Annotated in this window: 25 protein-coding genes and 1 pseudogene; 18 read left to right on the top strand and 8 right to left on the bottom strand. The window is 70.2% G+C overall.

Features of this window, described 5'->3' with window-relative positions; all coding sequences use genetic code 11:
• Positions 1-77: 77 nt before the first annotated feature.
• The 5 genes and pseudogenes from ACJH7A_RS20515 to ACJH7A_RS20535 form a co-directional block, all read right to left on the bottom strand.
• A pseudogene (locus ACJH7A_RS20515) lies at positions 78-338 on the bottom strand (pyridoxal-5'-phosphate-dependent protein subunit beta); the annotation flags it as partial.
• 96 nt (positions 339-434) lie between these two features.
• The gene (locus tag ACJH7A_RS20520) at positions 435-830 is read right to left on the bottom strand and encodes a hypothetical protein (protein ID WP_406802622.1); all 396 of its coding nucleotides are present in this window, start codon (positions 828-830) and stop codon (positions 435-437) included.
• 106 nt (positions 831-936) lie between these two features.
• A complete protein-coding gene (locus ACJH7A_RS20525; protein ID WP_406802623.1) occupies positions 937-2,415 on the bottom strand; it encodes a flavin-containing monooxygenase in 1,479 nt (492 codons plus the stop codon).
• A gap of 20 nt (positions 2,416-2,435) precedes the next feature.
• A complete protein-coding gene (locus ACJH7A_RS20530; protein WP_212811538.1) occupies positions 2,436-3,422 on the bottom strand; it encodes an alpha/beta hydrolase in 987 nt (328 codons plus the stop codon).
• 3 nt (positions 3,423-3,425) lie between these two features.
• Positions 3,426-4,349 carry an alpha/beta hydrolase gene (locus ACJH7A_RS20535; RefSeq protein ID WP_406802625.1) on the bottom strand — a complete coding sequence of 308 codons (924 nt, stop codon included), beginning with the start codon at positions 4,347-4,349 and terminating at the stop codon, positions 3,426-3,428.
• On the opposite strand from ACJH7A_RS20535, the gene ACJH7A_RS20540 reads away from it, so the two are divergent.
• The 7 genes from ACJH7A_RS20540 (at position 4,348) to ACJH7A_RS20570 (ending at position 11,741) form a co-directional block, all read left to right on the top strand.
• Entirely contained in the window at positions 4,348-5,067 is a 720-nt protein-coding gene (locus tag ACJH7A_RS20540) for a lysoplasmalogenase (RefSeq protein WP_406802626.1), read from the top strand. The genes ACJH7A_RS20535 and ACJH7A_RS20540 overlap by 2 nt on opposite strands.
• Positions 5,064-7,064 carry a primosomal protein N' gene (locus ACJH7A_RS20545; protein ID WP_406802627.1) on the top strand — a complete coding sequence of 667 codons (2,001 nt, stop codon included), beginning with the start codon at positions 5,064-5,066 and terminating at the stop codon, positions 7,062-7,064. Before ACJH7A_RS20540 ends, ACJH7A_RS20545 begins: the two co-directional genes overlap by 4 nt.
• Before the next feature lie 36 nt (positions 7,065-7,100).
• On the top strand, positions 7,101-8,027 hold the full coding sequence (fmt, locus tag ACJH7A_RS20550; protein ID WP_406802628.1) for a methionyl-tRNA formyltransferase: 927 nt from the start codon (positions 7,101-7,103) through the stop codon (positions 8,025-8,027).
• Positions 8,024-9,478 (top strand): RsmB/NOP family class I SAM-dependent RNA methyltransferase, encoded by a 1,455-nt coding sequence (locus tag ACJH7A_RS20555; protein WP_406802629.1) that lies wholly within the window; start codon positions 8,024-8,026, stop codon positions 9,476-9,478. Before fmt ends, ACJH7A_RS20555 begins: the two co-directional genes overlap by 4 nt.
• A 5-nt stretch (positions 9,479-9,483) precedes the next feature.
• The gene (gene rpe / locus ACJH7A_RS20560) at positions 9,484-10,161 is read left to right on the top strand and encodes a ribulose-phosphate 3-epimerase (RefSeq protein ID WP_212811532.1); all 678 of its coding nucleotides are present in this window, start codon (positions 9,484-9,486) and stop codon (positions 10,159-10,161) included.
• Complete coding sequence (gene ribD, locus ACJH7A_RS20565) at positions 10,158-11,168, top strand: bifunctional diaminohydroxyphosphoribosylaminopyrimidine deaminase/5-amino-6-(5-phosphoribosylamino)uracil reductase RibD (protein WP_371824543.1); 1,011 nt, start codon at positions 10,158-10,160, stop codon at positions 11,166-11,168. The genes rpe and ribD overlap by 4 nt, the downstream gene beginning before the upstream one ends.
• A gap of 327 nt (positions 11,169-11,495) precedes the next feature.
• Positions 11,496-11,741 carry a hypothetical protein gene (locus ACJH7A_RS20570; protein ID WP_212811531.1) on the top strand — a complete coding sequence of 82 codons (246 nt, stop codon included), beginning with the start codon at positions 11,496-11,498 and terminating at the stop codon, positions 11,739-11,741.
• 84 nt (positions 11,742-11,825) lie between these two features.
• Here ACJH7A_RS20570 and ACJH7A_RS20575 read toward each other — a convergent pair whose 3' ends face one another.
• Together ACJH7A_RS20575 and ACJH7A_RS20580 are read right to left on the bottom strand one after the other, a co-directional pair.
• The gene (locus ACJH7A_RS20575) at positions 11,826-13,403 is read right to left on the bottom strand and encodes an MFS transporter (RefSeq protein WP_212811530.1); all 1,578 of its coding nucleotides are present in this window, start codon (positions 13,401-13,403) and stop codon (positions 11,826-11,828) included.
• A complete protein-coding gene (locus ACJH7A_RS20580; protein ID WP_212811529.1) occupies positions 13,403-14,119 on the bottom strand; it encodes an LppX_LprAFG lipoprotein in 717 nt (238 codons plus the stop codon). The genes ACJH7A_RS20575 and ACJH7A_RS20580 overlap by 1 nt, the downstream gene beginning before the upstream one ends.
• Before the next feature lie 80 nt (positions 14,120-14,199).
• On the opposite strand from ACJH7A_RS20580, the gene ACJH7A_RS20585 reads away from it, so the two are divergent.
• From ACJH7A_RS20585 to ACJH7A_RS20600, 4 genes are all read left to right on the top strand, one after another.
• Positions 14,200-14,808 (top strand): riboflavin synthase, encoded by a 609-nt coding sequence (locus ACJH7A_RS20585; protein ID WP_212811528.1) that lies wholly within the window; start codon positions 14,200-14,202, stop codon positions 14,806-14,808.
• A gap of 118 nt (positions 14,809-14,926) precedes the next feature.
• Positions 14,927-16,186 carry a bifunctional 3,4-dihydroxy-2-butanone-4-phosphate synthase/GTP cyclohydrolase II gene (locus tag ACJH7A_RS20590; protein WP_212811527.1) on the top strand — a complete coding sequence of 420 codons (1,260 nt, stop codon included), beginning with the start codon at positions 14,927-14,929 and terminating at the stop codon, positions 16,184-16,186.
• Complete coding sequence (ribH, locus tag ACJH7A_RS20595; RefSeq protein WP_029120839.1) at positions 16,183-16,656, top strand: 6,7-dimethyl-8-ribityllumazine synthase; 474 nt, start codon at positions 16,183-16,185, stop codon at positions 16,654-16,656. The genes ACJH7A_RS20590 and ribH overlap by 4 nt, the downstream gene beginning before the upstream one ends.
• Positions 16,653-17,129 carry a PH domain-containing protein gene (locus ACJH7A_RS20600; RefSeq protein WP_029120840.1) on the top strand — a complete coding sequence of 159 codons (477 nt, stop codon included), beginning with the start codon at positions 16,653-16,655 and terminating at the stop codon, positions 17,127-17,129. The genes ribH and ACJH7A_RS20600 overlap by 4 nt, the downstream gene beginning before the upstream one ends.
• On the opposite strand, the gene ACJH7A_RS20605 is transcribed toward ACJH7A_RS20600, so the two are convergent.
• Positions 17,104-17,598 carry a GNAT family N-acetyltransferase gene (locus tag ACJH7A_RS20605; RefSeq protein WP_244872561.1) on the bottom strand — a complete coding sequence of 165 codons (495 nt, stop codon included), beginning with the start codon at positions 17,596-17,598 and terminating at the stop codon, positions 17,104-17,106. The two genes, ACJH7A_RS20600 and ACJH7A_RS20605, sit on opposite strands and share 26 nt — an antisense overlap.
• A gap of 34 nt (positions 17,599-17,632) precedes the next feature.
• Between ACJH7A_RS20605 and ACJH7A_RS20610 the strand changes: the two genes are divergently transcribed.
• The 7 genes from ACJH7A_RS20610 to whiA are packed head-to-tail and all read left to right on the top strand — an operon-like array spanning position 17,633 to position 26,011.
• Positions 17,633-18,364, top strand: coding sequence for a hypothetical protein (locus tag ACJH7A_RS20610; RefSeq protein WP_212811525.1), 732 nt, complete (start codon positions 17,633-17,635; stop codon positions 18,362-18,364).
• A complete protein-coding gene (locus ACJH7A_RS20615) occupies positions 18,361-19,689 on the top strand; it encodes a hypothetical protein (RefSeq protein ID WP_406802630.1) in 1,329 nt (442 codons plus the stop codon). The genes ACJH7A_RS20610 and ACJH7A_RS20615 overlap by 4 nt, the downstream gene beginning before the upstream one ends.
• Positions 19,686-20,999 carry a UDP-N-acetylmuramoyl-L-alanine--D-glutamate ligase gene (gene murD / locus ACJH7A_RS20620; RefSeq protein ID WP_406802631.1) on the top strand — a complete coding sequence of 438 codons (1,314 nt, stop codon included), beginning with the start codon at positions 19,686-19,688 and terminating at the stop codon, positions 20,997-20,999. Before ACJH7A_RS20615 ends, murD begins: the two co-directional genes overlap by 4 nt.
• Positions 21,000-21,008: 9 nt before the next feature.
• Complete coding sequence (gene uvrC, locus ACJH7A_RS20625; protein ID WP_135356417.1) at positions 21,009-23,030, top strand: excinuclease ABC subunit UvrC; 2,022 nt, start codon at positions 21,009-21,011, stop codon at positions 23,028-23,030.
• Between the two features lie 58 nt (positions 23,031-23,088).
• Positions 23,089-23,967, top strand: a complete 879-nt coding sequence (rapZ, locus tag ACJH7A_RS20630; protein ID WP_135356433.1) for an RNase adapter RapZ — start codon at positions 23,089-23,091, stop codon at positions 23,965-23,967.
• On the top strand, positions 23,964-25,037 hold the full coding sequence (gene yvcK, locus ACJH7A_RS20635) for a uridine diphosphate-N-acetylglucosamine-binding protein YvcK (RefSeq protein WP_135356418.1): 1,074 nt from the start codon (positions 23,964-23,966) through the stop codon (positions 25,035-25,037). The genes rapZ and yvcK overlap by 4 nt, the downstream gene beginning before the upstream one ends.
• Positions 25,034-26,011, top strand: a complete 978-nt coding sequence (whiA, locus tag ACJH7A_RS20640) for a DNA-binding protein WhiA (RefSeq protein ID WP_029105256.1) — start codon at positions 25,034-25,036, stop codon at positions 26,009-26,011. Before yvcK ends, whiA begins: the two co-directional genes overlap by 4 nt.
• The last annotated feature ends 85 nt before the right edge of the window (positions 26,012-26,096 follow it).

Raw genomic sequence — 26,096 nt, forward strand, 5'->3', positions numbered from 1 at the left:
CGAGCATCCTCAGTAACGCGCCACGGTGGTCCCATCCCCCTGGCAATCAGGTGGTCCCATCACCCTGGCAAGCGACACCGGGCGCCGGGCAGCAGGTCGCCGCGGGCCCGGCCGCGTTCGACCATGTACATGGCGGGCCGGTCTTTCATGCCGCCGGGGTTGACGCCTTCGAGCTTGGCCCAGAAGCCGCGGTCATCGGTGGTGAACGGGGCGGTGATCCGCAGCACCGGAGTGCCGCCGACCATGGTGCCGGGCCGGTCGTAGCGGGCCAGCCGGCATGGCCCCGAAGCCGGCCGAGCGGATTTTCTGGGCAGGGTGAGATTGGTCGAATTGTTCATGGGTGCATCACTTTTCGCGTCATGCCGCGATGCGGCAGCGGGATCGGGCAGCAGACACCGACCAGCCACGAAACGCGGCCGATCTGCGCTGACCGATCAGCGTCGGGAGATGCAGAGCCGGGTCAGGACCGCCCGGCCGGTGTGGATCGCCGCCGCCTGACGGGGCGGTCCGCGGCTGGTCACCGGCGTCAGTGCGCACCAGCACACCGTCGCGACGCAGACGGCCAGCGCGAGGCCGAGAGCCAGGAGGGTGGAGGTGGAACGGGGGAGGCCGATCATCAGATCCGGGGCCGACGGGATCGAATTGTCGCGCAGGTGTGGATGTTCGGCGGTCACGGACGGCAGGGTGTGGCCCGGTGCCACGAGGACGGGGGCCGCATGGGGATGCGTCGCGGCAGCGGGCTTGATGCCCAGCTGCGTGCCGATCCCGAGGCCCAGCAGCGCGACGAGCAGCAGGATCGCCGCCCGCCATCGCATCGGCCTGGTCGTCACCTTCGCGACTGTACCGACGTTTCAGCGCCTATAGCCGTGCCGATGCCGGCGCATGCGGAAAAGTTACCGGGTTCAAATCACTTTCATATCCGCATCGGCCGGAGGCTCAGGCGCTGAACTCGTAGTCGTCGAGGTCGAAGCGGCGGCTGCGGACGTAGGCCTCCACGGTGGTGGCGGGCCGTAGCGGCACGTCGCCGTTCTTGTCGAAGTAGTAGCTGTTGGCCGACTGGCAACTGTCCTGCCAGAACACCTGGCGGTGGCGCTTGCGCATCATTTCGTCGAAGTAGCGGTCGTTGGCCTCCTGCGAGACCTCCACCCGGTGCGCGCCAAGCTTTTCCGCGCGCTGCAGACACCGCACGATGTGGTGCGTCTGCGCTTCGATCAGCGCGAAATACGACGAACCCACGTAGCCGTACGGCCCCATGACGGTGAAGAAGTTCGGGAAACCGGGGATGCTGACACCCTCATAGGCCTGCAGCCGCTGCGTCTCCCAGAACTCGCCGAGGGTGTGGCCGCCCGCACCGGTGACGGGGAACGTCGGCACGCTGTCGACGTCCATCACCTTGAACCCGGTGGCCAGGATCAGCACGTCCACGTCGTGTTCCTGGCCGTCGGCGGTACGTACCCCGGTCGGCGTGATGCGCTCGATGGATTCGGTTACCAGACTGACGTTTTCGCGGTTGTACGTCGCGAGGTAGCTGTTGTGGAAACCCGGCCGCTTACAGCCGACCGCGTAGCGCGGCGTCAGCTTGTCCCGCACCACCGGGTCGTGGACCTCGCGGCGCAGGAACGACCGCCCCATCCGGGCCGCGCCGTCCGCCAACGGGAAGACGCTGTAGTACTGCGCCGACAGCGGGAAGGTCAGCTCGACGTAGGCCTGGCTGGCCAGCCGCTGCAGCGTCTTGCCTCCGGGAATGCGCATGGCCCAGCGGGCCGGGGCCGGCAGCGGCAGGTCGAGTTTCGGGAAGCACCAGATCGGCGTCCGCTGAAACACCGTGAGGTGCGCCACGATCGGGGCGATCTCGGGGATCACCTGGACTGCCGAGGCGCCGGTGCCGATGATCGCGACCCGCTTGCCACGCAGGTCGATGCTGCTGTCCCAGCGTGCGGTGTGCAGCGTGATGCCGGCGAAGTCCTCGACGCCGTCGATGTCCGGTGCCTTGGGCACCGTCAGGACGCCACTGCCGTTGATCAGGAACCGTGCGGTGACGGTGCCGCTGCTGGTGTGCACGCGCCACAGGGCGGCGTCGTCGTCGTACTCGGCGCCGGTGACCTCGGTGCCGAACCGGATGCGGTCCCGCAGTCCGTACTTGTCGACGCAGTGCTCGGCGTAGGCCTTGAGCTCGTGGCCCTTGGCGTAGGTGCGCGACCAGTCGGCGCTCTGCTCGAACGAGAACTGGTAGGAGAACGACGGAATATCCACGGCGACACCGGGATAGGTGTTCCAGAACCAGGTGCCGCCGGGGCCGGAGCCGGCTTCGAGGATTCGGTAGTCACCGAGCCCGGCCCGGTCGAGCAGGATGCCGGCCCCGATCCCGGAGAACCCGGCGCCGACGATCACCGTTTGGACATCAGGCGTTGTCATGGGTCCATACTTGCGGAAATTCAGGCGTAGAGGGCGGCTTTCAGGGCCGCGAGTCCACGGTTGGTGGCCTCGGTCGCCACCGGCGAAGCCAGGGCGAGGCTGACGAACCCGTGCACCATGGTCGGCTCGTTGCTCAACTCGACCGGAACACCTGCTGCGGCAAGCAGTTTGGCGTATTCGGCGCCGTCGTCCCGCAGCGGGTCGTGCTCGGCGGTCCCGATGTACGCCGGCGGCAGACCTGCCAGCGACTCGGCGTTCGCCGGGGCCAGGTCGGTCGGCAGGGCCGAGGCGTCGCTGAGGTCCATGCCCGGCAGGTACCAGGTCAGGAAGGCCGCCGTCACATTGCTGTTGAGCATGGGGGCGTCGGCGTTCTCGGTGAACGACGGCAGCGTGACGTCACCCGTCACCACGGGGTACCAGAGCAGCTGGAACGCCAGCTTCGGGCCGCCGGCGTCACGCGCCCGCAGCGCCATCACGGCGGAGATGTTGCCGCCGGCCGAGTCGCCGGCCACCGCGAGGCGCGCCGGGTCGCCACCCAGTTCGGCGGCATGCGCGCCGACCCACTGCAGCGCCGCCCAGGAATCCTCGATGGCGGCCGGGAACGGGTGCTCGGGCGCCAGCCGGTACTCGACCGACACCACGATGGCGCGGGCGCCGACGGCGTGGGCGCGGGCCACATGGTCATGGGTGTCCAGGTCCCCGATGGCCCAGCCGCCGCCGTGATAGAAGACCACGACGGGCAGCGGCCGGGTTTCGCCGTCGATGGGCGGCCAGTAGATGCGGACCGGAATCTGGCCTGCCGCACCGCAATCGAGCGTACGGTTCTCGATCCGCAGGTCCGGCAGCATCGCCGCCGGCGGCCGCATCGCGGCGATCTTGGCGCGCGCCACCTCGACACCGTCGTCGATGGTGAACTCCAGTGGCACGGCGTCCAGGAGGGCTTTGAGGATCGGGTCGATACCAGGGCGGTCAGCGGACGTCACAGCGTCGCTCTCATCCAGGGTCATGCCTCAGGCTAACGCTGCCTTCAGCGCGGCGATTCCGCGGTCGGCCGCCTCGGTCGTCGCCGGCACCACGCCGTGGTACCCGAGGTAGCCGTGCACCAGGGTCTCGGCGTTGTGCACCTCGACGGAAACCCCGGCCGCGGTGAGCATCTCGCCGTACCGGATGCCGTCGTCGCGCAGTGGGTCGTATCCGGCGACGGCGATGTAGGCCGGGGCCAGCCCGGCCAGCGACTCGGCACGCGCCGGGACCAGGGCGGCCGGTGGGTTCCGCAGGTCGACGCCCGTGGCATACAGCAACGAGAAACCGCCGACGGCGTCGCGGCCCAGGACCGGGGCGTCGGCGTTCTCGGTGAACGACGGCAGCGACGTGTCCCAGGTGGTCGCGGGGTACCACAGCAGCTGGGCGCGCAGCGTGATGCCGGCATCGCGGGCCAGCTGCGCGACCACGGCGGCGAGGTTGCCGCCGGCCGAATCACCGGCCACTGCAAGACGATTCGGGTCACCGCCGATCTCGTCGGCGTGGGCGGCCACCCACTGCGTCACGGCCCAGACGTCGTCGACCGCGGTGGGGAAGGGGTGCTCGGGAGCGAGCCGGTAGTCCACCGACACCACCACGGCGCCGGCCCCGGCGGCGTGCAGGCGGGCGGTGCCGTCATAGGTGTCCAGATCGCCGACCACCCAGCCGCCGCCGTGGAAGAACAGCACCACCGGCGCCGACGGTTCGATGTCCGCGGGCCAGTAGACGCGCACCGGCACGCCGTCGATGACGCGGTCCTCGGCGCGGACCTCCGGGAACACTGCCTTGCGGGGCAGCTCGCGGAACCGGGCCCGGGCGGCTTCGACGCCACCGTCCATGGTCAATTGGAACGGAACCGCTTCCAGTACCTTTTGCAGAATGGGATCGAGCGGGGGACGCGCAGTGTCCGACATGAGTTCACCGTACGCACCGCGCCGGCGGCTGTGGCTGGCGGCCGCCGTGATCGCCGCCGGCTATGGCATCTTCCTCATCGCAACGGCGCTGCGGTTGCCGTCGGGAGCCGACCTGATCGGCCAATTCGCCCTGCAGCCCATGGTCAAGGCACTGCCCGCGCTGCTGCTGGCGGCGGCCGCGGCGAGCCATCCGATCGTCCGCGAACGCAACTGGCTGGTCGCCGCACTGGTGTTCTCGGCCGGTGGTGACTTCCTGCTGGCCGTGCCGGGCTGGCCCATGGGATTCGTGTTCGGGCTCGGCTCGTTCCTGATCGCGCACCTGTGCTTCCTGGCCGCCCTGCTGCCGTTGGCCCGCCGCACCCCGGCGGCCACCGCCGGCGCTGCGGTCCTGGTCGTCATCTGCCTCGGGCTCATCGTCTGGTTCTGGCCGAGCCTGGTCGCGCAGCAGATGACCATCCCCGTGACCGTGTACATGGCGGTACTGGTGGCCATGGTGTGCACGGCGCTGTTCGCCGACCTGCCGACCCGCTGGACCGCCCTCGGCGCGCTGTGCTTCGCGGTGAGCGACGGCATGATCGGCATCAGCAAGTTCGTGCTCGGTGACGAGACGCTGGCGGTCCCGATCTGGTGGGCCTACGCCGCGTCGTTGCTCCTGATCACCGCTGGATTCTTCGCCGGCAGGACGGTGTCGGCCGCGTCTGCTACACCGGCTGCGTGACCGTCACCAGACAGCAGGCCGAGCACGAGCCCGTGGCTCGGGTGCTGCCCATGCTGTCGGTGCCGCATCTGGACCGCGAGTTCGACTACCTGGTGCCGGCCGACCTGTCCGACGACGCCCAGCCGGGCGTGCGGGCCAAGGTCCGGTTCAACGGCCGCCTCGTCGACGCCTTCATCCTCGAAAGGCGTTCGGACACCGACCATTCGGGCAAGCTGGGCTGGCTGGACCGGGTGGTCTCGGCCGAACGGGTGCTGACCCCGGACGTGCAGCGCCTCGCCGAGGCGGTGGCCGCCCGGTACGCCGGCAGCCGGCCCGATGTGCTGCGTCTGGCCATCCCGCCGCGGCATGCCACCGTGGAGAAGCAACCGCCGCCGGAGCTTCCGCCGTTCGTTGCATGCGACGTCGACGCCGGCGCCTGGCAGCAGTACGGCCGCGGCGAGCAGTTCCTCGAAGCGCTGGCCGAGGGCCGGGCCGCGCGCGCGGTGTGGCAGGCGCTGCCGGGGGAGGACTGGGCCCGGCGGCTGTGCGAGGCGGCGGCTGTCGTCGTCAACGCCGGCCGCGCGGCACTGCTGATCGTGCCGGACCAGCGCGACGTCGACGCCGTCCACGCCGCGGCGCTGACGCTCGTCGACGAGTCCCGGGTCGTGGCATTGTCCGCCGGCCTCGGCCCGTCGCAGCGCTACCGGCGCTGGCTGTCGGTGCTGCGCGGTCAGGCCCGGCTCGTGATCGGTACCCGCAGCGCAGTGTTCGCCCCCGTCGCCGACCTCGGGCTCGTCGTCGTATGGGACGACGGCGACGACTCGCTCGCCGAACCGCGTGCGCCGTATCCGCACGCCCGCGAGGTCGCCATGCTGCGGGCGCACCAATTGCGTTGCGGCGCAATCATCGGCGGCTTCGCGCGCACTGCCGAGGCGCAGGCCCTAGTCCGCAGCAAGTGGGCGCACGACCTGGTGGCGGGCCGCAGCGTGGTGCGCGCCCGGGCGCCACGCGTCGTCGCGCTCGACGACGATGCTCACACCCACGAACGCGACGCCGCCGCCCGCACCGCGCGGTTGCCGTCGATGGCACTCGGCGCGGCCCGGGCGGCGCTGAGTGCCGGCCGGCCCGTGCTGGTCCAGGTGCCGCGCCGCGGCTACGTGCCCGCGCTGGCCTGCGGTAAATGCCGGACCATCGCGCGGTGCCGCCACTGCACCGGTCCGCTGTCGCTGCCGGACCGCGACACCGTCGGCGCGGTGTGCCGCTGGTGTGGCCGTCAGGACGTCGCGCTGCGCTGCGGCCGGTGCGGTTCGGACGCGGTACGCGCCGTGGTGGTCGGGGCCCGGCGCACCGCCGAGGAGCTGGGCCGGGCCTTCCCGGGCGTTCCCGTCGTCACCTCCGGCGGCGACGCCGTCGTGACCGAGGTGCCCGCGCGCGCCGCCGTCGTGGTGGCGACCCCGGGCGCCGAACCGCGGGCCGACGGCGGTTATGGCGCGGCGCTGTTGCTGGACGGCTGGGCGCTGCTGGGCCGCCAGGATCTGCGTGCGGCAGAGGACACGCTGCGCCGGTGGATGTCGGCAGCGGCCATGGTGCTCGACCGCGCGGCCGGGGGCACCGTCGCGGTGGTGGCCGAATCGTCGATCCCGACGGTGCAGGCGCTGGTGCGCTGGGACCCCGTCGGGCACGCGGGGTCCGAGCTCGACGGCCGTACCGAGGTCGGGCTGCCCCCCGCGGTGCATCTCGCGGCCGTGGACGGTGTCCCGGAGGCGGCCGACGCGCTGCTGGAGGCCGCCGCCCTGCCGCCCGATGCCGAGGTGCTGGGTCCGGTCGACCTGCCGTTCGGTGCCCGTCGTCCGCCCGGTGTGGACCCGGACGCTCCCGTGCACCGCATGCTGGTGCGGGTCTCGCGCGATCGCGGGCTGGTGCTGGCGGCGGCCCTGCGCCGGGCGACCGGCGTGCTCAGCGCCCGCCACGACCAGACGCCGGTGCGGGTGCAGATCGATCCGCTGCACATCGGATGAGTAGGTTCGGCCGCTGCACAAGTAGCCTGGTGGATCGTGCGTATCGTCTTCGCCGGAACCCCGGAACCCGCGCTGCCGTCGTTGCGTCGGCTCATCGCGTCGCCCCGCCACGAGGTGGTCGCGGTGCTGACCCGTCCTGACGCGGCCTCGGGTCGCCGCGGCAAGCCCGCGCCGTCTCCCGTCGCGGAACTTGCTCTGGCCGAAGGCATTCCGGTGCTGCGTCCGGCCAAGCCCAACGAGCCAGAGTTCGTCGCCGAACTCGCCGCGCTGGCCCCCGACTGCTGCGCCGTCGTCGCCTACGGTGCGCTGCTGCGCGACGAGCTGCTGGCGGTGCCCCGGCTGGGCTGGATCAACCTGCACTTCTCGGTGCTGCCGGCGTGGCGCGGCGCCGCCCCGGTGCAGGCCGCCATCGCCGCGGGCGACGAGGTGACCGGTGCCACCACATTCCAGATCGAACGGGCCCTGGACTCCGGGCCCGTGTACGGCGTGCTGACCGAGGCGGTGCGGCCCATCGACACCGCGGGCGACCTGCTGGCCCGTCTGGCCGACGCCGGCGCCGGTCTGCTGGAGACGACGCTCGACGGTATCGAGGACGGCGAGCTGACCGCGGTGCCGCAGCCCACCGACGGCGTGACGATCGCACCCAAGGTGACCGTCGAGGACGCGCGCGTGCGCTGGGACCTGCCCGCGCACGTCGTCGACCGCCGCATCCGCGCGGTCACGCCGAACCCGGGTGCCTGGACCGAGATCGGCGACCTGCGGGTGAAACTCGGACCGGTGGTCCCGGTCGAAGCAGAACCGTTGGCGCCCGGCGTAATTCGCGTGCAGAAATCCGGCGTGCTGGTCGGCACCGGCAGCACTCCGGTGCGCCTGGGCCTGGTGCAACCGCCGGGGAAGAAACTGATGAATGCGGCGGACTGGGCGCGCGGTGCCCGGCTGGACGAAGGTGTGGTGGCCCGGTGACCGAACGGAGCGGACGAGGCGGACGGCAGGGCCGGCCGAACAACCAGGGACGTACCGGCGGCCACCGGCAGCCGGCGGCCCGGGCACAGGCCCCCCGCGGCCCGCGCCGCAAGCCGCTCGATCCGGCCCGCCGCGCCGCGTTCGACGTGCTGCGCGCCGTGTCGCAGCGCGACGCCTACGCCAACCTCGCGCTGCCGGCCATCCTGCGCGAGCGCGACATCACCGGCCGCGACGCGGCCTTCGCCACCGAACTGACCTACGGCACCTGCCGCTGCGTCGGGCTGCTGGACGCGGTGATCGAGAGTGCCGCCGGGCGCCCCACCGACCGGATCGACCCGGTTCTGCTGGATCTGCTGCGGCTCGGCGCCTATCAGCTGCTCCGCACCCGCGTCGACGCCCACGCCGCGGTGGACACGACCGTCGAGCAGGCCGGCATCGAATTCGATTCGGTGCGTGCGGGTTTCGTCAACGGCGTGCTGCGCGCCATCGCGAGCAAGGATGAGGCCGCCTGGGTCGCCGAGCTCGCGCCGTCGGCCGCCGCCGACCCGATCGGCCACACCGCGTTCACCCATGCGCACCCGCGCTGGGTGGCGCAGTCCTTCGCCGACGCCCTCGGCGCCGACGCGGGGGAGCTCGACGCGATGCTCACCAGCGACGACGAACGCCCCGTCGTGCACCTCGCGGCCCGTCCGGGAGAGATCAGTGCCGAGGAGCTGGCCGCGGCGATCGGCGGCGACGTCGGCCGCTTCTCGCCGTACGCGGTGTATCTGCCCGGCGGCGACCCCGGCCAGCTGGACCCGATCCGCGACGGCCTGGCGCAGGTGCAGGACGAGGGCAGCCAACTGGTGGCCCGCGCACTGACCGAGGTGCCGGTGGAGGGCAACGACAGCCGGTGGCTGGACCTGTGTTCGGGTCCCGGCGGCAAGACCGCGATGCTGGCGGCCATCGCCGCGCAGTGCGGCGCCACGGTGACCGCCGTCGAGCCGACGGAACACCGTGCCGATCTGGTGGAGCGCAACACCGCCGGCATGGGGGTCGAGGTCCTCCGGGTCGACGGCCGTGAGTCGGGCCTGGCGCCCGGATCCTTCGACCGGGTCCTGGTCGACGCCCCGTGCACCGGTCTGGGTGCGCTGCGCCGCCGGCCCGAGGCGCGGTGGCGCCGGCAGCCGTCGGACGTGCCCGGCCTCGCCCGGCTGCAGCGTGAATTGCTCGCTGCGGCAATCAAACTCACCCGCCCGGGCGGTGTGGTGCTGTACGCGACCTGTTCGCCGCACCTGGCCGAGACTGTCGGGGTGATCGCCGACGCGGTGCGCCGTCAGCCGGTCGAACAGATCGACACCCGCCCGCTGTTCGCGCCGGCGGACCGGCTGGGACCCGGACCACATGTGCAGTTATGGCCACATCGGCATGGCACCGATGCGATGTTCGCGGCCGCGCTCAAAGTAGTCTGACCGCCATGGCAGGACCACTGATCGCCCCGTCCATCCTTTCGGCCGACTTCGCCCGGCTCGCCGACGAGACCGCGGCGGTCGAGGGCGCCGACTGGCTGCACGTCGACGTCATGGACAACCATTTCGTCCCCAACCTGACGCTGGGTCTGCCGGTCGTCGAGAGCCTGCTGAAAGTCACCGACATCCCGATGGACTGCCATCTGATGATCGAGGACCCCAAGCGCTGGGCTCCGTCGTACGCCGAGGCCGGCGCCTACAACGTGACGTTCCACGCCGAGGCCACCGACGACCCGATCTCCGTCGCCCGCGACATCCGCGCGGCCGGCGCCAAGGCGGGCCTGAGCGTCAAGCCCGGCACCCCGATCGAGCCCTACCTGGAAATCCTGCGTGACTTCGACACCCTGCTGGTGATGTCGGTCGAGCCGGGCTTCGGTGGCCAGAAGTTCATCGCCGAGGTGCTGCCGAAGGTGGCGCTGGTCCGCAACCTCGTCGACTCCGGTGAGCTCACCCTGGTCGTCGAGATCGACGGCGGCATCAATGACGACACCATCGAAGCCGCCGCCGCGGCCGGCGTGGACTGCTTCGTCGCCGGCTCCGCGGTGTACAACGCGGCGGATCCGGGTGCCGCGGTGGAATCCCTGCGGCGTCAGGCCGCGGCCGCGTCACCGCATCTGGTGCTGTGACGCCGGAGGCCATCGAAGCGGCCATGCGGCTGGCCATCGGCCAGGCCGACGCGGTCAAAGGCACGACGTACCCGAACCCGCCGGTCGGCGCGGTGATCCTGGACCGTGACGGCGAAGTGGCCGGTGTCGGCGGGACCCAGCCGCCGGGGGAGGCGCACGCCGAGGTCATGGCGCTGCGGCGGGCCGGTACCCGCGCCGCGGGCGGCACCGCCGTGGTGACGCTCGAGCCGTGCAACCACCAGGGCCGCACCGGCCCGTGCGTGGACGCGCTGCTGGACGCCGGGGTGGCGGCCGTGGTGTTCGCCGTGGCCGACCCCAATCCGGTGGCCGCGGGCGGCGCCCAGCGGCTGACCGATGCCGGCGTGACGGTGACTTCGGGTGTTCTCGCCGACGAGGTCAGCGGCGGGCCGCTGCGCGAATGGCTGCACCGTCAGCGCACCGGCCGACCCCATGTGACGTGGAAGTTCGCGGCCAGCCTCGACGGGCGCAGCGCCGCCGCCGACGGCACCAGCCAGTGGATCACGGGCCCCGCCGCCCGGGCCGACGTGCACCGGCACCGCGCGGCGGCCGACGCCATCGTCGTCGGCACGGGGACGGTGCTGGCCGACGACCCGACATTGACCGCCCGGCTGTCCGACGGCACCCCGGCGCCCCGTCAGCCGCTGCGGGTGGTGGTCGGGGAACGCGAAATCTCGTCGGAGGCCAACGTCCTGAACGATGATTCCCGGACCATGGTGATCAGGACGCACGATCCGCTCGAGGTGCTGCGGGCGCTGTCGGACCGCACCGATGTGATCCTGGAAGGCGGGCCGACGCTGGCCGGGGCATTCGTCCGGGCGGGACTCGTGGACCGGATTCTGGCGTATCTGGCGCCGACGCTGCTGGGCGGACCCATCACGGCGATCGACGACGCCGGGGTGTCGACCATGTCGCAGGCCCGCCGCTGGCGTTTCGACGGCGTCGAGACCGTCGGGGCCGACGTGCGGCTCAGTCTCGTGCCGAACTGATTGCTCGGGCGCTTCCAGCGAACTTTTCGCGCCGTGCGCGGCGGTTCGGCGCAGGCGTACGGCGGGTCTGAAGGCCCGAACTGATTCCCGATTGTGGCTGAGATGTGCGATTCACCGTGACGCTCAATGTGAGTGGGCTCACCGCGGCCCATCTTTAGTTTTGCTAATCGTTACCACTTCGAGATCAACGCCGCGACATTCGCGCAGGAGGCCGCGATTTCGCATCCGTAAAATTGAGGGCAGACACCGGATCATCTGGATCCGGCTGAAATATCGCGCTCACCGATGTCGTTAGAGCGAAGGTGATCACGAGCAAAGGATAAGAGCATGACTGCACTGCAGGACTGGCTCAGCTTCCGTCCGAGTGAAGATGGCATCCGGGACATGATGTTCCGCCGGCCCCTACGGGCGGTGCTGAGTGTCGTCGAAGAGTTCGACGAAGCCGTGGACGTCGCGCTGGAACGCCTCGCGGCCCACGCGAACGGATCCCACCCGGATCCGGCGCCCGCGCCGACCCCGGCGTACATCCCGGACAACGTGGTGCTGATGCGCCCGGGCGTAGAGCGGTGCTAGTGCGCTGCCGCTGACGGCCGATACAACGCCGAGACAACGGAGCCGCAGAGTCGATCGACTCTGCGGCTCCGTTGTCGTTACGGCCTACGCCACCGGCGCGGGATCGACCTCGGGAGCGGTCTCGGGCTCCTCGGCCTGCTCGTGGCGACCGGCGATCAGCAGACCGGCCAGCGCACCCACCACACACACGATCGCGGTGATCAGGAAGATCGAGCTGTACTGCATGGTGTAGGCGGTCTTCACGTTCTTGGCGATCTGCTCCGCGGCGTCGGCAAGACTGCCGCCCTTGGCCGGCGGCAGGGCGGCCAGGTTCTGGTTGAACTTGTACAGACCCCATGCGGACAGCGCCGCCATACCGATCAGCATGCCGATCATGCGGGACACCACGACCGCCGCCGAGGCGATGCCGTGCTGCGCCGTCGGGACCACGCGCAGCGTCGCCGACGTCAGCGGTCCGATGACCAGACCCAAGCCCAGGCCGGCGATGATCAGATCGGTCGGCAGTGTCGGGAGCTTCACGATCGCGAGGTCGTGGGTGGCTTCCAGCACGTTCATGTCCCAGTGCGAGACCAGCAGATACGCGGCGGCTGCGATGAGCAGACCGACGAACGCGACGATCCGGTCGCCGATCCGGGTGGCGATCCACCCGCCGACCAGCGCGCCGACAGGCAGCGCACCCAGGAACCACGCGAGCTTGAAGATCGCATGCGCCTGGTCGATGCCGAGCACACCGCGGCTGAACAACTCGACGTTCACCAGCGTGACCATGAGCGCCGCGCCCGCGCACAGCGACGACGCCAGGCCCGCCAGGAACGGCCGGAAGTGCACGCCCACCGGATCGATCAGCTTGGTGCGGGCCATCTTCTCCCACACGAAGAACGCGACCGCGACGACCGCGGCGGCGATCAGCAACGGCGGGCCGTTTTCCGGGAGCACCTGCTTGCCGTCGGGGTTGGGGTTGTACAGGCCCCACGTCGCCAATCCCAGGGCGACGGCGAGCAGCACGCCGCCCAGGACGTCGATCTTCTCGGGCTTCTCGGTCTCGATGCGTGACGGCAGGCTGAAGTGGATCATCACGATGGCCGCGAGGGTCAGCGGCACGTTGATCCAGAAGACATCCCGCCAGTCGTGCAGCAGCCACACCACGGCGACGCCGTACAGCGGGCCGAGCACGCTGCCCAGCTCCTGCGCGGCACCGATGCCACCGAGCACGCCGGCGCGGTTGCGCGCGGCCCACAGGTCGGCCGCCAGCGCCAGCGTCACCGGCAGCAGCGCGCCGCTCGCCACACCCTGGATGGTGCGGCCGACGATCAGCTGATTGAGCGGCTCGATCAGCTCGTTCGCCGGGATGAACATGCCGGCCATCGCCGTGACGATCGAGCCGACCGCGAACAGCGCGAGGCTCGCCTGGAGCACCAGCTTGCGGCCGAACCGGTCGGACGCCCGGCCCAGCAGCGGCATCGCCGCGATGTAGCCCAGCAGGTACCACGTGACGACGGGCGTGACCTGCTGGATCTTGTTGATCGGGATGCCGATCCCGTCCGGCGGGTCCTTCATCATGTCGGTCATGATCGTCACGACGACGTAGGTGTCGAGCGCGCCGAGCAGGACCGCGAGACTGCCCGCGGCTATGGCGACGTGGCGGTTGCTACCCCCGGCCATTACTGAACGTCGGGCTTGTTGACGGTGACCGGCTTACCCCAGTCCGTCAGCGTCATCTGCAGGTTGTTGCCCGGGCTCGTCTCCAGCTGCGCCTGCGCGAGCTGGTGGTTGCCGCCCTCTTCGATCCAGGCGGTGCCCGGCAGCGCGGTGGTGACCTTCAGCTGCGGGGCGATCTTGTTGACGGCCTCGGCGCTGACGGTGCCGGTGACCTTGACGGTCTTCACGCCGTTGATGTCCTCGCGGCCCACGGCCTTGGCGTCGGTGAAGTTGTCCAGGATGTTGGCCAGGCCGGTCTCCGGGCGCAGGATCGCCGAGATGTCGTAGATGGCGTCGGCGGGGCCGAAGTCGGACAGCGGGCCACCGGACGACAGCGAGGCGTACAGGTGGTTGTCGTAGACGACGAACGGCGCGTCCTGGACGCCCATGCCGCCCACCGAGAGGTTGGCCTTGCCCTGGCCGGCGACGGCGGGGGTGAGCGTCATGTCACCGGTCAGCTTGGTGACCGTCAGCTTGGCGATCTTGCCGTTGACCGTCAGGACCAGGTGCACGCTCTGCTGGCCGCGGGTGGTGTCCGCGGACTGCTTGAGCAGCGCTGCGGCGTCGGGCAGCGGCGTCGAGGGGGCCTCGGACTTCGAACATCCGGAGACCAGGAGCACCCCGGCCATCACGGTGGAGAGTAGGGAAACAAGCATGGCGGAGCGTTTGCGCGTCTGCATGTCCTGCATCGTAATAGGTGCGCCCGACCAACAAGTTGCCTCGATCGGCCGGCCCGGCGCCAATAGCTAGGCTGAGGCCCATGTTCACCGGCATTGTCGAAGAGCTCGGCGAGATCGTCAGCAAGGACCAACTGGCCGACGCGGCGCGGTTCGTCATCCGCGGCCCCTTGGTCACCACCGATGCCGGGCATGGTGACTCGATCGCGGTGAACGGCGTCTGCCTGACGGTCGTGGACGTGCTGCCCGACGGCGCGTTCTCCGCCGACGTGATGGCCGAGACCCTGAACCGGTCGAGCCTCGCCGGCGTCGAAGTCGGCGGCCGGGTGAACCTGGAGCGCGCCGCGGCGATCAACAGCCGCCTGGGCGGGCACATCGTGCAGGGTCATGTGGACGGCACCGGCACTGTGTTGTCGCGCACACCGTCCGAGCACTGGGAGGTCGTGCGCATCGCGCTGCCGCCGCAGCTGGCCCGGTACGTGGTCGAGAAGGGCTCCATCACCGTCGACGGGGTTTCGCTGACGGTGTCCGGCCTGGGCCGAGACGAGCAGGGCGACTGGTTCGAAATCTCTCTGATTCCAACGACGTTGCAGCTGACGACGCTCGGCCGCGCCCCGGTCGGGACCACCGTGAACCTGGAAGTGGACGTCATCGCCAAATACGTCGAACGGCTGCTCGGCCCGGCGCAGTAGCGCCCGGTTCTACCGTGTCCGCTGAGCGGACCGGCGGGAGTAAGTCGGCCCGTACCAGTGGTTCATACTGGTAGGTGATCAACATGGCCCTGATGTGGCCACGGCAAGGGTGGTGGAGATGACGAGGCTTGATTCCGTCGAGCGGGCGATAGCCGATATCGCGGCGGGCAAGGCTGTCGTCGTCATTGACGACGAAGATCGCGAGAACGAAGGCGATCTGATCTTCGCCGCGGAGAAGGCGACGCCGGAACTGGTGGCCTTCATGGTCCGCTACACCTCGGGCTACCTGTGTGTGCCGCTCGACGGCGCCATCTGCGACAAGCTGGGCCTGCTGCCGATGTACGCGGTGAACCAGGACAAGCACGGCACTGCCTACACCGTCACGGTGGACGCGAAAAAGGGTGTGGGAACCGGCATTTCGGCTTCCGACCGCGCCAAGACCATGCAGCTGCTGGCCGATCCGGACGCCGTCGCGGACGACTTCACCAAACCCGGACACGTAGTCCCGTTGCGCGCCAAGGACGGTGGCGTGCTGCGCCGCCCCGGCCACACCGAGGCCGCCGTCGACCTGGCCCGGCTGGCCGGTCTGCAGCCCGCCGGCGCGATCTGCGAGATCGTCAGCCAGAAGGACGAGGGCTCCATGGCCCAGACCGACGAGCTGCGCGTCTTCGCCGACGACCACGACCTGGCGCTGATCTCCATCGCCGACCTCATCGAATGGCGCCGCAAGCACGAGAAGCACATCGAGCGCGTCGCCGAGGCCCGGATCCCGACCCGGCACGGCGAATTCCGGGCCGTCGGCTACACCAGCATGTACGAGGACGTCGAGCACGTGGCGCTGGTGCGCGGCGAGGTTTCCCCGGAGAACGGTGACGACGTGCTGGTGCGCGTGCACTCCGAGTGTCTGACCGGTGACGTGTTCGGCTCGCGGCGCTGCGACTGCGGCCCCCAGCTCGACGCCGCCATGGAGATGGTGGCCAACGAAGGCCGCGGCGTGGTGCTGTACATGCGCGGACACGAGGGCCGCGGCATCGGCCTGCTGCACAAGCTGCAGGCCTACCAGTTGCAGGACGCCGGCGCCGACACCGTCGACGCCAACCTCGAGCTGGGCCTGCCCGCCGACGCCCGCGACTACGGCATCGGCGCGCAGATCCTGGTCGACCTCGGCATCCGCTCCATGCGGCTGCTGACCAACAACCCGGCCAAGCGCGTCGGCCTGGACGGCTACGGGCTGCACATCATCGAACGCGTGCCGCTGCCCATCGGCCCCAACGCCGACAACATCCGGTACCTGATGACCAAGCGGGACCGGATGGGCCACGACCTCATCGGCCTCGACGATTTCGCCGGTGACGCAACAGACGGAGAAGGTAAATGAGTGGTGTCGGTGTGCCGGACATGCCGGCGCTCGACGCGTCCGGGATCAAGCTGGCCATCGTCGCCAGCACGTGGCACACCAAGATCTGTGACGCGCTGCTCGACGGCGCCCTCCGGGTCGCCACCGCATCGGGTATCGCCGAACCGACCGTGGTCCGCGTGCTCGGTGCCATCGAAATCCCGGTTGTGGCACAGGAATTGGCCAAGAACCACGACGCGGTGATCGCGCTGGGTGTGGTGATCCGCGGTGGCACACCGCATTTCGACTACGTGTGCGACGCCGTCACGCAGGGCCTCACGCGGGTGTCGCTCGACGAGTCGACACCGGTCGCCAACGGTGTGCTGACGGTCAACACCGAAGAGCAGGCCATCGACCGTGCGGGCCTGCCCGGCTCGGCCGAGGACAAGGGTGAGCAGGCCGCGTCGGCGGCCCTCGCCACCGCGATCACGCTGCGCGACCTGCGTCGATGACGAAGGAAACCGGCAGCTGGGACCTGGAGGTCCGGCCGCAGCGCGTGAAGTACGTCGCGTACGCGGCGGCCGCCGTCATCATCGCCGTGCACGTCACGGTGGGGGCGCTGCTCAAAATCGGTGCCACCGGGGTGATCTTCCAGACCGCCGACCAGGTGTCCATGGCGCTGCTCGGTGTCATCCTCGCCGGTGCGGTGCTGTTGCCGACACGGTCCCGGCTGCGGGTCGGCCCGGCCGGCATCGTCGTCCGTAACGTCTTGAGCGACAAGACGATTGCCTGGTCCGACATCGTCGGGGTGTCGTTCCCGCTGGGCGCCCGCTGGGCGCGGGTGGATCTGCCCGACGACGAGTACGTCCCGATCATGGCCATCCAGACCGTCGACAAGGCGCGGGCCGTCGACGCGATGGACCGGCTTCGGGAGCTGGTCGCGAAATACCGCCCGGACCTCAGCTCAGCGTCAAAGACATCGTGAGTTCGTCTGCCGGGCCCGGGCTTCGGGAACCCTCCGCCGGGTCGGCCGTGGCGACGAATCCGAAGGCGCGATAGACCCCGAGCGCGGCGGTGTTGTCGCGGTGCACCCGCAGCGTCACGGTGCGCGCTCCCAGACCGCGACCCCAGTCGATGGCCGCGGTCAACAGAGTGCGCGCCACCCCGCGGCCGCGGGCGACCGGATCGGTCCACAGCGAGTACAGGTACACCGAGCTCGGGCTGGCCCGATGTGCCGCGATCAGGCCCACCAGCTGGTCCTCCTGAGCCACGGCGAACTGCGCGTGCGCCCGCAGGCGACGGCGCCACTGCGTCCCGGTGAAGCTCATCTCGGCGCGGTACTCGGCATCGTCGGTGCCCGCGGAATCGGCCAGCGCGCGCAGCCGCAGCGCCGCGAACACCCGCCAGTCGGCTTCGGTGAGCCGGATCACCCCCACCTGGGTGCTCCCTCCCATGGGATAGAATTTGCTGATAGTGACCGATTTTCGCATGCCTTCGCCGCCCGACGCCGTGGCGATCGCACCCGATGAACTGGTCGGCCGCCTCGGTGCGTACCCGACGGTGACCGTGCCGATCTACCAGGGCCGGACCGTCGACACCCCGTCGCTGTGGCAGCACCTCGCCGAACCCGCGGACTACTTCGGGCTGACCATGCCTGCCCGCGCCGATCTGGACGCCGCGCTGGCTTCCTTCTCGACCCTGCCGGGACTGGTCGCCGCCACGGTCACGATCACCGACGGCGGCCGGTGCGCGGTGACGGGCCTGCCCTCGCAGGTCTGCACGCCGAAGCCGGTACGCATCGGATGGCGCGACAGCGGCTGGACCCCGCCGGCGGCGACGGACGAGCCGTGGCTGCGGATGGCGGCCCGGACGACCAGCCTGGGCACCGTGGACCTGCTGCTGCGCCGGCTGGCCGAACAGGGCTGCGTGGACGGCATCGCACCCGGTCCCGAGATCACGCCGGCCGTGGTCGGCGCGTTGCTCCTCGACATCGGCGCCGAACTGGTCGGCGTCGAGAATCCGGAGCCGGTCTCGTTGGTGGACCAGCTGCAGACGTGTGGCGTCGTGCGCGGTGTCGAGCGCCGTGCTTCGGTGCCCGCCGACCAGGTACTGCGCGCCTGGTGGATCTCGCCGCAGTACCGCACCCACCCGGTCGCACAACTCGGCGACCATGCCGTCCCCGTTGATCCCGCCCACCCGCCGTTCCTGGAGCAGCTGTGACCGAACCTTTTGTCCCACAGTCCTACAAGTCGTTCCGCATCGACGGCTACGACATCGAGGGCGGTGTGTTCCACGGGCGCTACACCATGTGCGGGGCCGACTCCGCCGACGATGTCAGCTTCGCCGAGACCGTCGATTTCGGCGACACCCTGGGCGGTGGCCGGCCCGACGACCGGCTGCTGCGCCTCCTGACGCTGACCTGCTCGTTGAGCTACTACAAGGCGGCAGCGCCGCCGCAGATCGAAATCGCCTTCCCGACTTACGATTTCGAACGCGAATATCTGCGGCAGGTGTTGGCAGGTGGCCTGGGTGAGTACGCGTACCGCAACAACCTCCCGGGCGCACTGAGCCCGGAGATCACCGGCGACCGTGCCGAGATCGGCGAGCCGCGGGCGGATACCTGGAATCCCGACGCGGCGCCGCTGGTGCCGGTCGGCGGCGGCAAGGACTCGGTGGTGACCATCGAAGCGCTCGCGCCGCTGCGGCCGGTGTTGTTCAACGTCAACAAGTTCGACCCGATCGACCGGTGTGTCGAGATCAGCGGGCTGCCGCACGTGCGCGTCATGCGGACCATCGACCGCACGCTCATCGACGTCAACGCCGCCGGCGCCTACAACGGGCACATCCCGGTCACCGCGATCAACAGCATCATCGGCCTCATCGTGGCCGACGCCAACGGCCTGGGGCCGGTCGTGCTGTCCAACGAACGCTCGTCCAACGTCGGCAATGTCGAATGGATGGGCCAGGACATCAACCACCAGTGGTCCAAGAGCGTCACCTACGAGACGCTGTTACGCGACACCCTCGCCGCGTACGGACTGAACCCGGACCGGTACTTCTCGCTGCTGCGTGGCCTGTCGGAGTCGCAGATCGCCGACCGGTTCGCCGCCAGCCCGCAGTATTTCCGCGCGTTCATCAGCTGCAACCGGCCGTTCGCGCTCGACGCCGGCCGCCGCGGCGCCACCTGGTGCGGGCACTGCCCGAAGTGCCAGTTCGTCTTCGTGCTGATGGCGCCGCGGCTGGGCCGCGCCGAGGTCGAGGCGATCTTCGGCCGAAACCTGTTCGAGGGCACCGACAGCCGTGCCGAGTTCGAGGACATCCTCGGGGTGGGCGCGCACAAGCCGTTCGAGTGCGTCGGTGAGTACTACGAGGCCGCCGAGTCGATGCTGACGATCCTCGACGACGAGGCCTGGGCCGGCCTGCCGCTGGTCGAGCAGTTCCGCAGTGCGCGAGCCGATCTGGAGCGCGTCGCCGACCACGACGACAGCCCGGCGGTGCAGTACGTGCCCGAGCGTTACCGAGCCGCCCTGGACGCGCGGCCATGACGGCACAGCGCCCGCAACTTTCGGGTGCCACCGTCGGCATCTGGGGTTTCGGCAAGGAGGGCCAGTCGCTGGCCCGGACCGCGGCTGCCGCGGGAGCGGCGCGGATCGACGCCGTCGACGACGCCGGCCGCGGCACCCTGGACGCACCGACCGACATCGCCAACCTCAACCTGTGGCGCGGCGCCGAACACCTGACCCGCCTTGCGGACTCCGACGTCGTCTTCCTCAGCCCCGGAATACCTTGGCACCAGCCATTTTTCGCCGAGTTACGCGCCGCCGGCGCCACGCTGTCGAGTGCCGCCGACTGGTATCTGCGCCGGTACGCCGCGCAGACCGTCGGCGTCACCGGGACCAAGGGCAAGAGCACCACCGCATCGTTCCTGTCGCACCTGCTGTGCCGGCTCGACGCCGATGCCGTCGTCGCGGGCAACATCGGCACCCCGCTGTCGGACCTGGATCCGGGACCGGACGCCGTCGTGGTCGCCGAGCTGTCCAGCCAGCAGTTGGCACTGGTGACGGCGTCACCGCGGATCTCGGTGATCACCAACCTCTTCGAGGACCACCTCGACTGGCACGGCGACATCGACGCCTACCACGGCGCGAAAGCCAACATCTTCGCCCACGGCGGTGAGGTCCTGGTCACCACGCCACAGGTGCTGGCCGCCCTCGAGCGGCTGGGCATCGCGTTGCCGCCGGTGGTGCGCACCGTCGACCCGGCGGACGTGACGCGTCCCGAAGGTGACTACGTCATGGCCTACGAGCACAACGTCGTCAACGGCGCCCTGGCTGCCGCCGCGGCGGCAGAAGTGCTCGGCCGGGCTGTGACCGAGGACGAATTCCTCGGCGCGGTAACGACATTCGAGGCCCTCCCGCACCGGCTGCAGGTCGTGCGCCGCACCGGGGACGTGCGCTGGATCGACGACACCCTGGCCACCACGGGGGAGAGCGTGGTCGCGGCCCTGCGCTCCATGCGGCCCGACGACCGGGTGGCGCTCATCGTCGGCGGCATGGACCGTCAGCTCGACTACGACCAGATCGACGACTATCTGCTCTCGGGCGCACGTGACGTTCACCTCATCCAGGGACCGACCAACGGGACCGCGATCGGCCGCCGCTTCGCCGCGGCGCGGCCCGCGTCGGTGCACCCCGTGGACAGTCTGCAGGCGGCGGTGCAGGTCGCGGCCGCCGTGCCGGGGGTGACGGCCGTGCTGCTGTCGCCGGGCGCGGCGAGCTACGACCTGTACGCGAACTACGTGGCCAAGGCCGCGGCGTTCTGCGAGCTCATCGATGCTGTCAGCCGGCCGAACTAACCTGTAACGGTGCCTGATCCATCGACGTACCGGCCTGCGCCGGGGACCATCCCGTTGGAGCCGGGGGTGTACCGGTTCCGGGATCCGCACGGTCGGGTCATCTACGTCGGCAAGGCCAAGAGCCTGCGCAGTCGGCTGAACTCGTACTTCGCCGACCTGTCGGCGCTCGCGCCGCGGACCCGGCAGATGGTGACGACGGCCGGCAGTGTCGAGTGGACGGTCGTCACGACCGAAGTCGAAGCGCTGCAGCTGGAATACAACTGGATCAAGGAATTCGATCCGCGCTTCAACATCCGGTACCGCGACGACAAGTCGTACCCCGTGCTGGCGGTGACCCTCAATGAGGAGTACCCGCGGCTGTTCGTCTACCGCGGTCCGCGCCGCAAGGGCGTCCGGTACTTCGGTCCGTACTCGCACGCCTGGGCCATCCGCGAGACGCTGGATCTGCTCACCCGGGTGTTCCCGGCGCGCACCTGCTCGAACGGAGTGTTCAAGCGGCACAACCAGATCGGGCGGCCCTGCCTGTTGGGCTACATCGACAAGTGCTCGGCACCGTGCGTCGGCCGGGTGACCGCCGCCGAGCACCGCAAGATCGTCGAGGACTTCTGCGACTTCCTGGCCGGCAAGACCGACCGGCTGGCGCGGGACATGGAACAGCAGATGGCCGAGGCCGCCGAGGAATTGGAGTTCGAGCGCGCCGCGCGGCTGCGCGACAACATCTCGGCGCTCAAGCGGGCACTGGAGAAGCAGGCCGTCGTGCTCGGTGACGGCACCGACGCCGACGTGGTGGCCTTCGCCGACGACGACCTGGAAGCCGCCGTGCAGGTCTTCCACGTCCGGGGCGGCCGGGTCCGCGGTCAGCGCGGCTGGGTCATCGAGAAGTCGGGCGAGCCGGGGGAGTCCGGTGAGGACTATCTGGTGAGCCAGTTCCTCACGCAGTTCTACGGCGATCAGGCCGAGCTGCGCGGCGCCGGACCGACCGACGAGACCACCAACCCGGTACCGAAAGAGGTTCTGGTGCCGGTACTTCCGGACAACGCCGGCGAACTCGCCGACTGGTTGTCGGGCCTGCGGGGGTCGCGGGTGCAGTTGCGCGTGGCGCAACGTGGCGACAAGCGCGCCCTGGCCGACACCGTGCAGCGCAACGCGCAGGACGCGCTGGCGCAGCACAAGCTCAAGCGGGCCGGTGACTTCAACGCCAGATCGGAAGCATTGCAGAGCATTCAGGACTCGCTGGAGTTGGACGACGCGCCGCTGCGCATCGAGTGCGTCGACATCAGCCACGTGCAGGGCACCGACGTGGTGGCCTCGCTGGTGGTGTTCGAGGACGGGTTGCCGCGCAAGTCCGACTACCGGCACTACGCGATCCGGGAGGCCGCCGGCGACGGCCGGTCCGACGACGTCGCGTCCATCGCCGAGGTCACCCGCCGGCGCTTCGCGCGCCATGTCGCCGATACCCAGGTGCTGGAGAACGCCGACGTGACCGACGCCACCGAAACCCCGGTGCGGCCAAAGCGTTTCGCCTATCCGCCGAACCTGTTCGTGGTCGACGGCGGCGCGCCCCAGGTGAACGCGGCGGCCGCGGTGCTCGACGAACTGGGCGTCACCGACGTGGCGGTCATCGGGCTGGCCAAGCGTCTGGAAGAGGTGTGGGTCCCCGAGCAGCCGGACCCGCTGATCATGCCGCGCAACAGCGAGGGCCTGTATCTGTTGCAGCGGGTGCGTGACGAAGCCCACCGGTTCGCCATCACCTATCACCGCAGCAAACGGTCGAAGCGGATGACGGCGTCGGTGCTCGACGCGATCCCGGGTCTCGGTGAGCACCGGCGCAAGGCGTTGGTCACCCACTTCGGTTCGGTGGCACGGTTGAAGGAGGCCGGCGTCGACGAGCTGACGGCGGTGCCGGGCATCGGGGCGGCGACGGCGCAGGCGGTCGTGGATGCGCTGCGCTCGGATTCCCCGGGGCCCGATTCCCCGCCGGAACCGGGGGCGGCGCCGACGGTTATCGGCAATGATCGGACAGAGCAGTGAGCGCGCAGCACCAGCGGATGAGCAACGGGGGACGGACGAAGTCGTGACGGACGATCAGATGGACGGTGCTGCCGGCGAGATCGACGTGGTTCTGGTCACGGGTCTGTCCGGTGCCGGCCGCGGCACCGCCGCCAAGGTGCTCGAGGATCTCGGCTGGTACGTCGCCGACAATCTGCCCCCGGAGTTGATCACCCGGATGGTCGAGCTGGGTCTGGCCGCCGGTTCGCGCATCACCAAGCTGGCCGTGGTGATGGACGTCCGGTCGCGCGGCTTCACGGGCGACCTGGATTTCGTGCGCCGGGAATTGGCGACCCGCAGCGTGTTTCCCCGGGTGCTGTTCCTGGAGGCCTCCGACGACATCCTGGTGCGCCGCTACGAGCAGAACCGGCGCAGTCACCCGCTGCAGGGCAACCAGACGCTCGCGGAAGGGATTGCCGCCGAACGGAGATTGCTGGAGTCGGTGCGCGCCACGGCCGATCTGATCATCGACACGTCGACGCTGCCGGTGCCGGCGTTGCGCGCCAGCATCGAGCGCGCCTTCAGCGGGGAGGCTGTCGCCGGCACGAGCGTGACGGTCGAGAGTTTCGGCTATAAATATGGTCTGCCGATGGACGCCGACACCGTGATGGATGTCCGGTTCCTGCCGAATCCGCATTGGGTCGACGAGTTGCGGCCCCATACCGGGCAGCATCCGGCGGTTCGGGACTACGTGCTGGGACAAGAGGGCGCCGCCGAGTTCCTGGACACCTACCATCGGCTGCTGGGGGTTGTGATCGACGGCTATCGCAGGGAGGGGAAGCGCTACATGACCGTGGCCATCGGCTGCACCGGCGGCAAGCATCGCAGTGTCGCGATCGCCGAAGCGCTGGCGGGCCGGCTGCGTGGCGGTGACCACCTGACCGTGCGCGTGCTGCACCGGGATCTGGGGCGCGAATGACGGAAGATCGGGCTCCCGCACGCATCGTGGCGCTCGGCGGCGGGCACGGCTTGTACGCGACGCTGTCCGCGGCGCGCCGGCTGACGCCGCATGTCACCGCTGTCGTCACCGTCGCCGATGACGGCGGTTCCTCGGGCCGGCTGCGCTCCGAACTGGACATCGTGCCCCCGGGTGATCTGCGAATGGCGTTGGCGGCCTTGGCATCCGACAGTCCACACGGGCAGCTGTGGGCCACCATCATCCAGCACCGGTTCAACGGCAGCGGCGCGCTGGCCGGTCACCCGATCGGCAATCTCCTGCTCGCCGGCCTCAACGAGGTGCTGGCCGACCCGGTCGCCGCGCTCGACGAGCTGGGCCGGATCCTCGGGGTCAAGGGCCGCGTGCTGCCGATGTGTCCCATCGCATTGCAGATCGAGGCCGACGTGTCGGGGCTCGAGGCCGATCCGCGGATGAGCCGCGTGATCCGCGGTCAGGTCGCGGTCGCCACCACACCGGGCAAGGTGCGCCGGGTCCGGCTGCTGCCGGGCGATCCGCCGGCGACCCGGCAGGCCGTCGACGCCATCATGTCGGCAGACCTCGTGGTGCTCGGTCCGGGTTCCTGGTTCAGCAGTGTCATCCCACATGTGCTGGTGCCCCAGCTGCTGGCCGCGCTGCAGGCGACCGAGGCACGCCGGGCCCTGGTGCTCAACCTCGCCGCCGAGCCGGGGGAGACCGCCGGGTTCTCCGCGGAGCGTCATGTACACGTGCTCTCGCAGCACGCCCCGGGCCTGACGGTCCACGACATCATCGTCGACGCCGCGAGCGTCCCCAGCGAACGGGAACGCGACCAACTGCGCCGGGCGGCGTCGTTTCTCGAGGCTCAGGTCGAGTTTGCTGACGTATCCCGACCTGGTACACCTTTACATGACCCGGCACGGCTTGCGGCTGCGCTGGAGCGGGTGCGTCGTGGTGGCAGCGCACCGGCCCGGCCCGCATACGAGCCATCTACTCCCGCCGCTCGGTCGGCCGACGGATTACTCCGTCAGCAGCCGGCCCCTGAAGGACCAAGAGGTGACGATTCGTGGCGATGACTTCGGAAGTGAAGGACGAGCTGAGCCGGCTGGTCGTCAACTCGGTGACCGCACGCCGGGCCGAGGTGGCGTCGCTGCTGCGGTTCGCCGGCGGCCTGCACATCGTGGCCGGACGCGTCGTCGTCGAGGCCGAGGTCGACCTGGGCAGCATCGCCCGGCGGCTGCGCAAGGACATCTACGACCTGTACGGCTACAACGCCGTCGTGCACGTGCTGTCGGCCAGCGGCATCCGCAAGAGCACCCGGTATGTGGTGCGCGTCGCGCAGGACGGTGAGGCGCTGGCGCGGCAGACCGGGCTGCTCGATCTGCGTGGCCGGCCCGTGCGTGGCCTGCCGGCCCAGGTGGTCGGTGGCAGCGTCGGCGACGCCGAGGCGGCTTGGCGCGGCGCGTTCCTGGCGCACGGTTCGCTGACCGAGCCCGGGCGGTCGTCGGCGCTCGAAGTCAGTTGCCCCGGACCGGAGGCGGCGCTGGCGCTCGTCGGTGCGGCCCGCCGGCTCGGGGTCAGTGCCAAGGCGCGCGAGGTCCGCGGCAGCGACCGCGTGGTGGTGCGCGACGGCGAGGCGATCGGCGCGTTGCTGACCCGCATGGGCGCCCAGGACACCCGGCTCAATTGGGAAGAGCGGCGGATGCGCCGCGAGGTGCGTGCCACCGCCAACCGGCTGGCCAACTTCGACGACGCGAACCTGCGCCGGTCCGCACGGGCGGCCGTCGCGGCCGCGGCGCGGGTCGAACGGGCGCTCGACATCCTCGGGGACACCGTGCCCGACCACCTGTCGGCCGCGGGCCGGTTGCGCGTCGAACACCGGCAGGCGTCGCTCGAGGAACTGGGCCGGTTGGCCGACCCGCCGATGACGAAAGATGCTGTGGCAGGCCGGATTCGGCGCCTGCTATCGATGGCCGACCGCAAGGCCAAGCTGGAGGGCATCCCGGACACCGAGTCCGCCGTCACCCCCGACCTGCTCGACGACGCCTAGCTGTCCGCGCGTCGGAGTCCGGCGTGGAGTTCGTCACAGCACTAGGCTGGCTGAGGATTCACCGCATGACCTGTCCAGGATTACC

Origin of the sequence: Mycobacterium sp. SMC-17 (genome assembly GCF_045310915.1) — a bacterium.
In the GTDB taxonomy this organism is placed as follows: domain Bacteria; phylum Actinomycetota; class Actinomycetes; order Mycobacteriales; family Mycobacteriaceae; genus Mycobacterium.